This is a genomic window from Variovorax soli NBRC 106424 (assembly GCF_001591385.1).
GTDB classification, from domain to species: Bacteria; Pseudomonadota; Gammaproteobacteria; order Burkholderiales; family Burkholderiaceae_C; genus Variovorax; species Variovorax soli.
Genome location: NZ_BCUU01000129.1, coordinates 1 through 12,327, shown reverse-complemented (window position 1 = coordinate 12,327; position 12,327 = coordinate 1). Strand labels below are relative to the sequence as shown.

The following is a 12,327-nucleotide window of genomic DNA, read 5'->3' as shown; positions in this document are numbered from 1 at the left end:
GGCCGCCGGCGCGCGGCACGCGCCGCTGTTCCTTCGCGCGGACCTCACCGACATCGCCGCGCTGCGCAGCGCCATCGACCAGGTGCGCGCCGCCCACGGGCCGATCACGGTGCTGCTGAACAACGCGGCCAACGACACGCGCCACAGCATCGAGGAGACCACGCCCGAATCATGGGACGCCGGCGTGGCGGTGAACCTGCGCCACCAGTTCTTTGCCGCGCAGGCCGTGGCGCCGGACATGCGCGCGGCCGGCGGCGGCTCCATCGTCAACTTCGGCTCGGTGAGCTGGAAGCTCAAGCAGGGCGGCATGCCGGTCTACACCACCTCCAAGTCGGCGGTGCAGGGCCTCACGCGCAGCCTGGCGCGCGACCTGGGGCCCCACAAGATCCGCGTCAACACGCTGGTGCCCGGCTGGGTGATGACCGAGCGGCAGATCAAGCTGTGGGTCACCGAAACCTCGCGCGAGGAAATCGCCAAGGGCCAGTGCATCGACGAGCTGCTCATGCCCGACCACATCGCCTCCATGGCGCTTTTCCTGGCGGCCGACGACAGCGCCATGTGCACCGCGCAGGACTTCGTCGTGGACGGGGGCTGGACTTGAGCGGCTTGCCCGAGGCGGCACGAATCGAGCAACGCGAATTCGGCGAGCTGTCGGACGGCCGGCAGGTCCGCGAATACACGCTGCGCGCCGGCGGGCTGGTGCTGCGCGCCATCAATTGGGGCGGCATCGTCACGGCGCTGGAAGCGCCCGACCGCGCAGGCCATCTCGCCAACGTGGTGCTGGGCCTGCCCACGCTGCGCGACTACGAGGCGCGCAATCCGCACATGGGCACCCTCGTCGGGCGCTATGCCAACCGCATCGGCGGCGGGCGCTTCATGCTCGACGGCCGCATGGTGGAGTTGGACCGCAACGACGGCGGCAACACGCTGCACGGCGGCACGCAGGGCTTTGGCAAGCAATGGTGGGGCATCGAGCCCCAGCCCCTGGGTGCGGACGGCAGCGCGGCGCTCGTGCTGCGCCACACCAGCGCCGACGGCGAAGGCGGCCACCCCGGAACGCTGCGGGTGCAGGCGCGCTACACGCTCGGCCCGGGCCCGCAGTGGCGCATCGACTACGAAGCGCAAGGCGACAAGCCCACGGTGGTCAACCTGAGCCACCACGACTACTTCAACCTGCGCGGCCACGGCGACGTGATGGATCACCGCCTGCGCATCGCAGCGAGCCGCTACTGCCCGGTCGACGCGGGGCTCATTCCGCTGGGCCTGGCGCCGGTGGACGGCACGCCCTTCGACTTTCGCCGCGGCGCGCGCATCGGCGAGCGCATCCGCGAAGCGCACGAGCAGCTGCTCCGGGGCCGGGGCTACGACCACAACTTCGCCATCGACGCCAACGAGTCCGCCGATGGCGTGCTGCGCCCCGTGGCGCGGCTGGCCGATCCGGCGTCGGGCCGGTGCATGGACATCCACAGCACCGAACCGGGGCTGCAGTTCTATTCAGGCAACTTCCTGGACGCCACCTTGCAGGGCTCGCACGGCGCGCTGCTGCGGCAAGGCGACGGGCTGTGCCTGGAGACGCAGCACTTTCCGGATGCGCCCAACCGCCCCGAGTTCGCGTCCACCCGGCTGGCCGCCGGCGACGTCTTCAGGAGCAGCACCGTGATGCGCTTTTGCACCTTCGACGCGCACGAAGATCCGTTCGAGAAGAAAACAGAGGAAATCCAACCATGAGTTCTCCCCGCTACCAGGGCGTCTTCCCGGTGGTGCCCACCACCTTTGCCGACAACGGCGAACTCGACCTGGCCAGCCAGAAGCGCTGCGTCGACTTCATGATCGACGCGGGCTCCAACGGCCTGTGCATCCTGGCCAACTTCTCCGAGCAGTTCGCGCTGTCGGACCACGAGCGCGAAGTGCTCACCGCCACCATCCTCGACCACGTGGCGGGCCGCGTGCCGGTGATCGTGACCACCACCCACTTCGGCACCGCCGTGTGCGCGCAGCGAAGCCGCCGTGCGCAGGAGGCCGGCGCGTCCATGGTGATGGTGATGCCGCCCTATCACGGCGCCACGCTGCGCGTGTCGGAGACGCAGGTGTACGAGTTCTATGCCGGCGTGTCGGACGCCATCGACATCCCGATCATGATCCAGGACGCGCCGGTCGCCGGCACGCCGCTGTCGGCGATGTTCCTGGCGCGCATGGCGCAGGAGATCCGGCAGGTGAGCTACTTCAAGATCGAGACGGCCGGCGCGGCCAGCAAGCTGCGCGAGCTGATCCGCCTGGGCGGCGATGCCGTCGAAGGCCCCTGGGACGGCGAGGAAGGCATCACCCTGCTGCCCGACCTGCAGGCCGGCGCCACCGGCGCGATGACGGGCGGCGGCTTTCCGGACGGTATCCGCAAGATCGTCGATCCGTTTCGCGCCGGGCGTTTCGAGGAAGCGGCGCAGGCTTACGAGAAGTGGCTGCCGCTCATCAACTACGAGAACCGGCAGGCCGGCTTCCTGGCGGCCAAGGCGCTGATGAAGGAAGGCGGCGTCATCGCCTGCGAGGCGCCGCGGCATCCGTTTCCGGCGCTGCATCCGGCCGTGCGGGCGGGGCTGCTGGAGACGGCCCGGCGGCTGGATCCGCTGGTGCTGCGCTGGGGCCGATAGCCGCGGCGGCTCAGACGTTGACCAGCGCCAGGTAGTCCAGCAGGCTGGTGCCGCCCAGCGTCGCGAACGGCAGCAGCACCGCCTTGAGCAGCGGCTGCTGCCAGAAGGGCGCGAAAGCGCCTTCGTGCAGATGGTCCATCCTCTGCAGCAGCAGCGTCAGCTGCGCTGCCTTGGGCGGATCGTTCGGGCGCGCATGGTGCGACCCGTCGCGGCGAGGGCTCGGCGCATCGCCGCTGAGCCGCGTGATCTCGTCGCGCAGCCGTTCCATGGCAAAGCGGCGCGAGGCCTCCGCCGAGTAGCGCAGCACCACGGCGCAGGCCAGGGCCACCGACGCACCCAGCACCGCCAGTACGATGCCGATCGCCGGCATGTACCAGTCGTCGAAGGCCGCACTGCGCGAGACCAGGAACAGCGACAGCACGATGAACGGGAAGTAGATCAGCCGCGTCACGCATCGGGTGCGCAAGGCGATGAATTCCAGGTCGATCCAGTTGTCCAGGTAGCTGCGCGGGATGTGCAGGTCCTGCTCGAACTTGGCCAAGGTGCTTGGCGGCCAGTTGGCTCCGTGCACCCGCAGCCCGCGCACGAAGCCGACGCAGAAGGTCGTGGCGTCCACCACGAAGAACACCAGGAAGTACATGGCCAGGAACATGAGCAGGTGCAGCCACTCGTGCACCGCCAGCGACAGCTGGCCGCGCTGCGGAACGAACCGCACGTCGTGCAGCGCCTCTTTCAGGAACCAGCTCACGGCCAGGGCCAGCACGACGCAGGCCAGGGTCCGCGTGGCACGCGCGCCGATGCGGTTCTGCACGATGTAGCGGCGCCAGAAGTCGATCGAGTCGGCACTGAGCCCCGTGCTGCTGCCCATGCCCACGGGCTGCACGAAGCGCAGCGAGAACATGTTGGCCAGGCGCTGCCAGAAAGGCAGGTGGCGCTCCAGCTCGACCTGCTCGGCCACCAGTTCGCGGCGCGTGCGGCCCAGCCGGAAGCGTGCGATGATGTCGTCGAGGTTCTGGCTCAGCGCCACCCAACCCGCGTAGATCAGGTACACGCACAGCAGCAGGGTGACGAGGCGCAAGCCCTCGGTCGGCCAGATGCTGATGCCTTCCAGCCCCACCATCGGCTTGCCATCGCGTGTGAGCCAGCCCGCGAACGCATCCCACCGCGCCGCAAACCACAGCGGCAGTGCGAGATGCACAAAGGCAAGGAGCAAGGCCAGGCCGGCCCAGCGCATGGCACGCACGCGCGGCGTTGCGTCATGGAAAAGGCGGCGATTCAGCCGCTGGCGCACCGCGCGGCTCAGCAGGATCGGCGGCAGCCACAGCGGCAGGATCAGCAGCGTGAGAACGAGCATCAGCGTGGCCCGCGACAGTTCGGGATACGCGGGGCTGCGGTCCGGATGGATATCGCCGCAGGCACGCCAGCCGGGCCCCTCGCAGCGCGTGCGCCGGGGCAATTCGACCGGTGCGGCGGCCTGCGCCGCGGCCACCGGAATCGCCGCCAGTGCGGCGCCGTCCAGTCCGTCCGCCGGCGGCACCGGCTGGGGCGCCGGACTGAAGTCGAAGGCCGTCGTGCGGCCGATCTCGAAGATCCGCGGCTTGGCGAGCCAGCCCAGGATGGTCTTCTGCGGCGTCGGAGCGTCCAGCGGATCGTCGGGCGTGCTGTTGACCTCCGAGCGCAGCGCGCGCCTTGTGTCGTCCACGGCCAGCAGGGTCGCGAGAAAGGCCGCGCTCTGGTAGCCGTCGCGAAACGGCGGCAGGCCTGCCTGGAAGCGGTCGGACAGGCGCAACCCGAAGTTCGATCCCACGATGAGGTTGCGCGTCCACGCCGTTTCGCGCGGATGCAGGAAGCGCGCATCGAGGTCGGTGGTGAAGAAGATGGCGTTGGGCAGGGCCGGCTGCAAGGCCTGCAGCACCAGCAGCTTGTCGTGCACGTCGGACCCCAGCACGCCGATGGCGGCCAGGCCGGTGCCGTCCGGGCTGTTGCTTCGGATCTGCCGGTCCAGCTCGGCCATGCGCAGCGCCAGGCGCCGCAGGTAGTCGAACTGGCTCTGGCCTTCGGCGATTTCGATGAAGGTGCCGTCGTTGCGGCGGCCTTCCTCCTTGACGGCGCCTCCGGGCTTCGATGCCGCAGCCTTGCTCGCCGAGCCGTCGCTGCCGCCGGCCGGCAGTTGTCCGTCCAGGCCGCGCACGTAGCTGGACCGGTGCACGCAGAAGCCCTCGATGCCCGGGTAGGCACGAAATTCGCGCCGCAGGGTCCGGCCGTACAGCGTGTCCCATTCCGAGATGACGCCGATGTGGCTGAGCTTCGAACCGCTGCGGCTTTTGTTGATGTCACAAGCCTGCGGATCTTCTCGCGTGCCGGCCTGCAGTCCGCGCAGCTTCAGCTCGGCGATCAGCGCATCGGCCAGCGCGCTGTCGTCGCCGATGGTCCGCACCAGCTGCACGTTGTAGCGGGCCAGGAAATCCGACAAGGTCGGCGTGTCGGCAGGCAGGGACTTGCCGAAGATGCGTTCGTCCGGCGCCGTGGCGGAGGCAGAATAGAAGCGCAGCCGCATCTTCGCGTAGGCCGCCGTCAACGGCTGGTCGATGCCCTGTCGCTCCAGTTCGCCCAGCATTTCGCGCAGCCCGTCGGAGCCGCCCGGCCCGAGCACCCGCCAGCTCAGGGTCTGCGCCTCGAACTTGGCGACCAGCGAACGCAGCTTGGCCAGGGGCTGGCCGTACATCACGTCGCCGTCCAGCCAGAGCACCAGCACCAGCGGAATCGACGCCTGGTCGCTCATGGCGAAGCGCGAATCGGGCGCTGGCTCGAACCATTCGTAAGGCACGATTTCCGGCAGGCTGCGATCGGTCTTGTTGCCGGCGCCGGCCGGGAAGAAATAACCCAGGTGCTCGCCATCCACCGGCGCCAGGCGGCTGGCGTTGAGGCCCGCCAGCACGGCATAGCGCACGCGCCGCCGCGTTTCCACGTTGTCGGAGTACGGGCCGCCCGGAAGCATCACGCCGAAGATCTCGACCGTGCGGCCCGAGTGCAGCATGCGCGTGGCGATCGAGTTCTGCACGCTCTGGGCGTCATGCCGCAGGTCGGCGTTCCTGGCTTCCTCCCGGTCGAGCTTGTAGGCCTCTTCGCGGGCGCGGGCCACCGCACCGAAAGGGTCCTGCCAGAGGCGGGCGTCGACATCCTGCCCGACACCCTGCTGGATGCGCGGCTCGTTGACCGGCAGGCGCGTGGTTTCGAGCGGCGCCTCGCGGATGAACAGGACACCGGCGGTGAGCATCAGGATCGCAACGATTCCGCCGGGAGACGGGCCGCCGCCAGCTCTGGATTCCTTGTCCATGGCACACCTCGCGCATCACGAAGGCAGGCGCTCACTTTAGACCTGGGACCAGTCTTGCGCATCCACCAAACGGTGGAAGAAGCATGTATGGCTCAAGGCCGGTGCCGCCGCACGCGCAGGCGCGCCGCTTCGCGCAGAATCGCCCGCATGTCCACGACTCCGACCCTTGTCCTGCTGCCCGGCCTCGCCTGCGACGAGCGCCTCTGGCAAGCCCAGATGCCCGTCCTTCCTGCCAGGCTCTCGCCGCGCGTGAGCGACACGCACGCGCGCCATGCGCGCATCGAGGAGATGGCGGCGGCCGTTCTGCGCGAACACGCGGGGCCCCTGGTGCTGTGCGGTGCATCGATGGGTGGAATGATCGCCATGGAGGTGGCGCGCCAGGCGCCGGAGCGCGTCGCCGGCCTGGCGCTGCTGGGCACCAACCCGCAGCCCGAATCACCCGAAACCTACCAGCTGCGCGCCGACGCCATCGAGTTGTTCGAGCGCGGCGAGTTGCGCGAGGTGCTGGAACCCAACATCGCCTTCGCCTTTCATCCGAAGCAGGCCGACGACGAGGCGCTGGTGCAGCGCTACCTCACCATCATCCTGGATGCCGGCGCCCAGCAGCTGATCCGGCAGAACCGCGCCTTGATGCACCGCCCCGACCAGCGCCCGCACCTGCCGAAGCTGCGCTGCCCCGTGCTGGTGATGTGCGGCGAGAACGACCTGCTCACGCCCCCGCCCATGTCACGCGAGATCGCCGCGCTGGTGCCGGGCGCGGTGCTGCGCTGGGTGCCCGAGTGCGGCCACATGCTCACCATGGAAAAACCGCGCTACGTCAACGCGGTGCTGGGCGACTGGCTGCAGCAGTTCGTGCTGCCGGCCTGATCCAGCGTTCAGGAGCCGATGACCTGGGCCTGGCCCTCGCCGGCCGCATCCAGCATCTGGCGCACCTGCTGCGCCAGCGAGCCGAAGATCTTGCCGGCCAGGCTGTCCGAGTCGTTGCCGAACACGATGCAGTCGCAGTGATAGTCGCGCGCAGCCGTCACGATGGTTTCGGCGCTGCGCCCGATGAGCACCGTGCTCTGGTAGGGCACGCCGGCCAGGTCCAGCAGCTTCTGCGCGAACTGGAGCTCTTCAGCGCCGGCGCTCAGTTGCAGTTCGCGCAACTCGGCCGCACCGAACAGCATGGCCACATGGCCGGACACCTTGGGCTGTACCCGCAGCAGGCGGACCGTGACCGGCCCGGTCTGGCGCATGCGCAGCACCTGTTCGATCGCCGAGCGCGTGCGCGCCGGCTGGTCGGGGTCGACGGGCAGCAGGACGCGGCTCATGGGGCGGCGCAGCGGCTCACGCAATACCCGCACGTTCAGGCGGCAGGCTGGTCCGCCGGCCGTTCGCCGGCCTCGATTGCCTTCGGCTCCTTTGCGCGGCTGGCCAGCCACTTGCCCACCAGGACCACCAGCACGGCGCCGACGCCAGGCACCAGCCAGTGCAGCATGTGCTGCTGCTCGGCCCAGTGATGGATGGCCGGGTCGCTCATGGCCATTTCGCCGGCCACCCAGCCCAGCAGCGCGGCGCCGGCAGTGATGATGATCGGAAAGCGCGACATGAGCTTCAGGATGATGGTGCTGCCGAAGATGATGAGCGGGATGCTGATCACCAGGCCGAACACCAGCAGCGGCACATTGCCCTTGGCCGCGGCGGCCACGCCCACCACGTTGTCCAGGCTCATCACCAGGTCCGCCACCACGATGGTCTTGATCGCGGCGAACAGGCCCGAATGGCCTTCGAGGCTTTCCTCGCCGTCGTCGCCCTGCAGCAGGCCCACGCCGATCCACAGCAGCAGCGCAGCGCCCACCAGCTTCAGGTAGGGCAAGGTCAGCAGGTACACGGCGAAGAAGGTCAGCACCACGCGCAGCACGATGGCGCCGACGCTGCCGAAGATGATGGCCTTCTTCTGCTGGGCCGGCGGCAGCGCCCGCGAGGCCATCGCGATCACCACGGCGTTGTCGCCGCTGAGCACGATGTTGATCAGGATGATCTGCGAGAGGGCGACCCAGAAATCCGGGCTGGATAGAAATGACACGGTGTCTCCTTGAGGCTCGAACGATGTTTCGGAACCGCGCGGTTCCGCCTGGTTCGAGCTTAGGGAGGCGCCCTGTCACCTTTCTGCCGGCTGGCTGTCAGCCGCCTATCGGGAAGCTGTCAGCCAGCTGACAGGGCCGCGGCGGCTGCGCCCGGGCGCAGCGGGAAGAACACGCTGAAGGTGTTGCCCACGCCGTCGGTGTCTTCTTCCAGCGTGATGCGCGCGCCGTGCAGCGTGGCGATCTCGCTCACGATGGCCAGGCCCAGGCCGCTGCCGTCTTCCTGCGTGCCCAGCATGCGGTGGAAGCGCTCGAAGACGCGCGCCCGCTCGGGCACCGGAATGCTCGGCCCGTCGTCGCTGATGGCGAGCTTGCACTGGCCGTCGGCGGTCTGGCCGGTGCGCACCGTCACGCGCCCGCCCTGCTGGCTGTAGCGGATGGCGTTGTCGATCAGGTTGTTGACCAGCTCGCGCAGGCGGTCGGGGTCGGCATCGATCATCAGCGGATGCCCGGCGCCCTCGAAGCCCAGGTCGATGTCGCGCTTGAGGGCATGCGGCACCCAGTCCATGCTCACCTCCAGCGCATGCGCGTTCAGGTCCAGCGGCTGCAGCTGCATGGAGTCGAGCGCGCCGGGTTCGTTGCGCGCCAGCGAAAGCAGCTGCCGCACCAGCCGCGACAGACGGTCGGCGCTGATGTAGAGCTGCGCCAGCGAATGGCGCACGCGTGGCAGGTCGTTCTCGCGCAGCGCCAGCTCGATCTGCGCCTTCAGGCCGCTCACCGGGGTCTTGAGCTGGTGCGCCGCATCGGCCACGAAGCGGTTCTGGAAATCGAAGGTGCGGCCCAGTCGCGCCATGAGCTCGTTCACCTCGTCCACCAGCGGACGCACCTCGCCCGGCACGTCGTGCGTGTCGATGGGGCTCAGGTCCAGGTGCGAGCGGTCCGACACCGCGCGGCGCAGCCGCTGCAGCGGCGCCAGCCCGCGCGAGACGCCGAACCAGACCACCAGCGTGGCCATCACGATGAGCAGCATCTGCGGCAACACCACGCTGGCCACCATCTCCCAGGTGAATTGCGAGCGCTTGTTCAGCGTCTCGGCCACCTGCACCAGCACCAGGGGCGGGCCCGCGTCGGCGCCCAGCGGCATCCAGGCCACCATCATCCGCACCGGCTGGCCCCGCACCTCGCCGGCATGGAAGTAGGGCTTGGCCGCCTTGTCGACCTTGGGCGCCGGCATGTCGGCATTGCCGCCCAGCGGCAGGCCGCCCTCGCTGACCACGCGATAGAAGAGCTGGTCCTCCTGGTCCAGCAGCAGCACGTTGGCCGCCGCTTCGGACATTTCCAGCCGGGGCTTGTCGCCATCGAGCTTCACATGCAACACGATCTCGCGCGCCACCTCGTACAGGGCGCGGTCGTAGGCCAGGTTGGACAGGCGCAATGACTGCCAGTAGGCCGCGGCGCTGTCGAGCACCAGCAGAACGGCCAGCGGGCCGAGCAGCCACGCGAGCAGCTTGCGCTGGAGCCGAGGCTCAGGCCTCCACATCGTGGGTGTCGATCAGGTAGCCCATGCCGCGCACGGTGCGGATCTCGCAGCCCAGCGGCTCCAGCTTCTTGCGCAGGCGGTAGACGTTGACCTCGATGGCGTTGTCGCCCACCTCGTCGCCCCAGCCGTAGAGGTGATTGACCATGTGCTCCTTGCTCACCACGCGGCCGGCGCGCATCAGCAGCAGCTCGAGCACGGCCAGCTCGCGCGGCGACAGGTCCAGCGGCTTCTTGTCGTAGTACACGCGGCGGCCCACGGTGTCGAAGCGCAGCAGCCCGTGTTCGAGGTACGGCGTGGACTGGGTGCTGCGCCGCAGGAGCGCGCGCACCCGCGCCTCGAGCTCGGGCAGGTCGAAGGGCTTGGCAAGGTAGTCGTCCGCGCCCAGGTCCAGGCCGCGCACGCGGTCGGCCAATGTGTCGAAGGCGGTGAGCATCAGCACCGGCGTGGTGGACTTGCGCGCACGCAGGCGCTGCAGCACTTCCAGGCCGGAGAGGCCCGGCAGGCCGATGTCCAGGATGGCGAGGTCGTAGATGCCGAGCGCCAGTGCGTGGTCGGCCTCTTCGCCCGAGGAGACCACATCCACCGCATGGGCGGACTGCACCAGCGCACGCGACAGCGCGTCCGCCAGCACCCGGTCATCTTCCACGAGCAGTATTCGCATGGCTGGGGATGCTAACGCCAAGGCCGCAGGCGCAGCGCCACGGCGGTCAATTCAAGGTGCCGCCGGTTTCGCGCACGTCCTCGCGCACGCGCATTGCGGTGCGCACCGAGATGCGCAGGGCTTCGATCACCGTGTCCAGCGACAGGCTGGGCAGCCCGCCGGGCAGGCGCGCCGCCTGCTCCGGCAGCAGGGGAATGTGGATGAACCCGCCGCGCAGCCCGCCCGGCACACCGGGCAAGGGCCGTGTGGCGATCCGGTGCATGAGGCCGAAGAAGATGTGATTGCACACGAAGGTGCCAGCGCTGTTGGACACCGCAGCCGGAATGCCGGCCGCGCGCATGTCGCGCACCAGCGCCTTGATCGGCAGCGTGGAGAAGTAGGCCGCCGGTGCGCCCTCCACCACCGGCAGGTCGATCGGCTGGCAGCCGGCGTTGTCGCAGATGCGGCCGTCGTCCACGTTGATGGCCACGCGCTCGGGCGTGACCTCGCTGCGCCCACCGGCCTGGCCGATGGCCAGCACCAGCTCGGGCCGCACATCGTCGATGGCCTCGTCCAGTGCCTGCAGTGCAGCGCCGAACACGCAGGGCATCCGGCGTGCGTGGACCTGCACGGCCCGGCCATCCGGCAAGTCGAAGCCCCACCCGTCCAATGCGCGCACCGCTTCCCACGACGGGTTGATGCTGTCGCGGTCGAAGGGCTCGAAGCCGGTGACGAGGACGCGGGCGCCGGCCATGCCGCTTCAGCGAGGCCTGATGGCGATGCCTTCGGCCGTGAGCCGGTCGCGGATGCGCCGTGCAAACGCCAGCGCATGCGCGCCATCGCCATGCAGGCACACGCTCTGCGCGTTCACGGCCACGGTGCTGCCGTCGATGGCGCGCACCTGGTGGTCGCGCACCAGCGAGAGGGTCTGGGCGAGCGACTGCTCCTCGTCCTCGATCAGGGCGCCGGGCTGGCTGCGCGGCACCAGGCTGCCGTCGGGCAGGTAGCCACGGTCGGCGAACACCTCTTCCACCGGCGTGAGGCCGGCACGCCGGGCGGCGTCGATCATGCCGCTGCCGGCCAGGCCGAAGAACTTGAGCGAGGGGTCGAAGCGGCGCACGGCTTCGACGATGGCCGCGGCCAGTTCGGGCTCCTTCACCGCCTGGTTGTAGAGCTGGCCATGCGGCTTCACATGGGCCAGCGTGCCGCCTTCGGCCTTGACGATGGCGGCCAGCGCGCCCACCTGGTAGAGCACGCCAGCCGTGATCTCGTCGGGCGGCAGGTGCATGGTGCTGCGGCCGAAGTTCTCGCGATCGGGAAAGCTCGGGTGCGCGCCGATGGCCACGCCGTGCTCCAGCGCCCATTGCACGCACTGGCGCATGGTCTTCGCATCGCCGGCATGCCAGCCGCAGGCGATGTTGGCCGAGCTCACCAGGCCCAGCAGGGCCTCGTCGCTGCCAGCGCCTTCGCCGAGGTCGGCGTTCAGGTCAATTTCCATCGTGTCGTTCTCCTGCGGGCCAGCCCAGGAAGCCCAGGCCCTGTGCCACTTGCGCAAGATAACGCTGCCGGGCATTCCATGCATCGAGTGCGGACTGTTCGTCCACCGCCACCAGCCGCAGCAGGGCGCCCAGCGGCGCCTGCGCCAGCTTCCACAAATCGGCGCGGATGACCACCGCAATGCGCGGATAGCCGCCCGTGGTCTGCGCGTCGCCCATCAGGATGATCGGCTGGCCCGACGGCGGCACCTGCACGGTGCCGGGCACCACGCCGGCCGACAGCATGTCGGTGGCACCACGCCGGCGCTTGAGTTCCGGCCCCGCCAGGCGGCTGCCCATGCGATTGCTCTGGGGTGTGATGCGCCAGGTCTCGCCATGCAGCAGCTTGTGCGCGGCCTGCAGGAACTGCTCCGACTCGGGGCCGGGCAGCACGCGCAGGCTGATGGGCTCGCCGGGCGCGTCGCCCCACGCGGGCGGATGCACGCCGAAGGGCCTGCGCGTCAGCTGCGATGCGCCCAGCACCGAGGCGCCGATGGGCAGGCGGTCGCCCTTGCGCAGCGCGCGGCCTTCCAGCCCGCCGAAGCCGGCCTTCAGGTCGGTGCT

12 protein-coding genes are annotated in these 12,327 nt (G+C 69.5%); 4 read left to right on the top strand and 8 right to left on the bottom strand.

What is annotated here, in order from left to right; genetic code table 11:
- From VSO01S_RS23950 to VSO01S_RS23940, 3 genes are all read left to right on the top strand, one after another.
- On the top strand, window positions 1-601 hold a 601-nt coding region (locus VSO01S_RS23950), incomplete at its 5' end, for an SDR family NAD(P)-dependent oxidoreductase (RefSeq protein ID WP_068645292.1).
- Window positions 598-1,728 carry an aldose epimerase family protein gene (locus VSO01S_RS23945; RefSeq protein WP_068645291.1) on the top strand — a complete coding sequence of 377 codons (1,131 nt, stop codon included), beginning with the start codon at window positions 598-600 and terminating at the stop codon, window positions 1,726-1,728. The genes VSO01S_RS23950 and VSO01S_RS23945, both read left to right, overlap by 4 nt.
- Window positions 1,725-2,645, top strand: coding sequence for a dihydrodipicolinate synthase family protein (locus tag VSO01S_RS23940; RefSeq protein ID WP_068645290.1), 921 nt, complete (start codon window positions 1,725-1,727; stop codon window positions 2,643-2,645). The genes VSO01S_RS23945 and VSO01S_RS23940 overlap by 4 nt, the downstream gene beginning before the upstream one ends.
- A 10-nt stretch (window positions 2,646-2,655) precedes the next feature.
- Here the strand turns inward: VSO01S_RS23940 and VSO01S_RS23935 are convergent, their stop codons facing one another.
- On the bottom strand, window positions 2,656-5,982 hold the full coding sequence (locus VSO01S_RS23935; protein ID WP_153305402.1) for a hypothetical protein: 3,327 nt from the start codon (window positions 5,980-5,982) through the stop codon (window positions 2,656-2,658).
- Window positions 5,983-6,129: 147 nt separating this feature from the next.
- Here VSO01S_RS23935 and VSO01S_RS23930 point away from each other — a divergent pair, with 147 nt between their 5' ends.
- Window positions 6,130-6,849, top strand: coding sequence for an alpha/beta fold hydrolase (locus tag VSO01S_RS23930; protein ID WP_153305401.1), 720 nt, complete (start codon window positions 6,130-6,132; stop codon window positions 6,847-6,849).
- Window positions 6,850-6,857: 8 nt separating this feature from the next.
- On the opposite strand, the gene VSO01S_RS23925 is transcribed toward VSO01S_RS23930, so the two are convergent.
- The 7 genes from VSO01S_RS23925 to VSO01S_RS23895 all read right to left on the bottom strand — a co-directional run.
- Entirely contained in the window at window positions 6,858-7,295 is a 438-nt protein-coding gene (locus VSO01S_RS23925) for a universal stress protein (protein WP_245684311.1), read from the bottom strand.
- A 35-nt stretch (window positions 7,296-7,330) separates the two neighbouring features.
- The gene (locus VSO01S_RS23920; protein ID WP_068645288.1) at window positions 7,331-8,050 is read right to left on the bottom strand and encodes a TerC family protein; all 720 of its coding nucleotides are present in this window, start codon (window positions 8,048-8,050) and stop codon (window positions 7,331-7,333) included.
- Between the two features lie 119 nt (window positions 8,051-8,169).
- Entirely contained in the window at window positions 8,170-9,588 is a 1,419-nt protein-coding gene (locus tag VSO01S_RS23915) for a sensor histidine kinase (protein ID WP_068645287.1), read from the bottom strand.
- Window positions 9,575-10,249 carry a response regulator transcription factor gene (locus VSO01S_RS23910; protein WP_068645286.1) on the bottom strand — a complete coding sequence of 225 codons (675 nt, stop codon included), beginning with the start codon at window positions 10,247-10,249 and terminating at the stop codon, window positions 9,575-9,577. Before VSO01S_RS23910 ends, VSO01S_RS23915 begins: the two co-directional genes overlap by 14 nt.
- A gap of 46 nt (window positions 10,250-10,295) precedes the next feature.
- Window positions 10,296-10,982 carry a pyroglutamyl-peptidase I gene (gene pcp, locus VSO01S_RS23905; protein WP_068645285.1) on the bottom strand — a complete coding sequence of 229 codons (687 nt, stop codon included), beginning with the start codon at window positions 10,980-10,982 and terminating at the stop codon, window positions 10,296-10,298.
- Between the two features lie 6 nt (window positions 10,983-10,988).
- Window positions 10,989-11,726, bottom strand: a complete 738-nt coding sequence (gene pxpA, locus VSO01S_RS23900; RefSeq protein ID WP_068645284.1) for a 5-oxoprolinase subunit PxpA — start codon at window positions 11,724-11,726, stop codon at window positions 10,989-10,991.
- The coding region (locus tag VSO01S_RS23895; protein WP_506016908.1) for a 5-oxoprolinase subunit C family protein at window positions 11,716-12,327 on the bottom strand (612 nt) is incomplete at its 5' end. The genes pxpA and VSO01S_RS23895, both read right to left, overlap by 11 nt.

Excerpts from the sequence above, each read along its gene's own strand:
- pcp (WP_068645285.1), bottom strand. The coding sequence starts at position 10,982 with ATGGCCGGCGCCCGCGTCCTCGTCACCGGCTTCGAGCCCTTCGACCGC.
- VSO01S_RS23925 (WP_245684311.1), bottom strand. The coding sequence starts at position 7,295 with ATGAGCCGCGTCCTGCTGCCCGTCGACCCCGACCAGCCGGCGCGCACG.
- VSO01S_RS23910 (WP_068645286.1), bottom strand. The coding sequence starts at position 10,249 with ATGCGAATACTGCTCGTGGAAGATGACCGGGTGCTGGCGGACGCGCTG.
- pxpA (WP_068645284.1), bottom strand. The coding sequence starts at position 11,726 with ATGGAAATTGACCTGAACGCCGACCTCGGCGAAGGCGCTGGCAGCGAC.
- VSO01S_RS23935 (WP_153305402.1), bottom strand. The coding sequence starts at position 5,982 with ATGGACAAGGAATCCAGAGCTGGCGGCGGCCCGTCTCCCGGCGGAATC.
- VSO01S_RS23930 (WP_153305401.1), top strand. The coding sequence starts at position 6,130 with ATGTCCACGACTCCGACCCTTGTCCTGCTGCCCGGCCTCGCCTGCGAC.
- VSO01S_RS23940 (WP_068645290.1), top strand. The coding sequence starts at position 1,725 with ATGAGTTCTCCCCGCTACCAGGGCGTCTTCCCGGTGGTGCCCACCACC.
- VSO01S_RS23915 (WP_068645287.1), bottom strand. The coding sequence starts at position 9,588 with ATGTGGAGGCCTGAGCCTCGGCTCCAGCGCAAGCTGCTCGCGTGGCTG.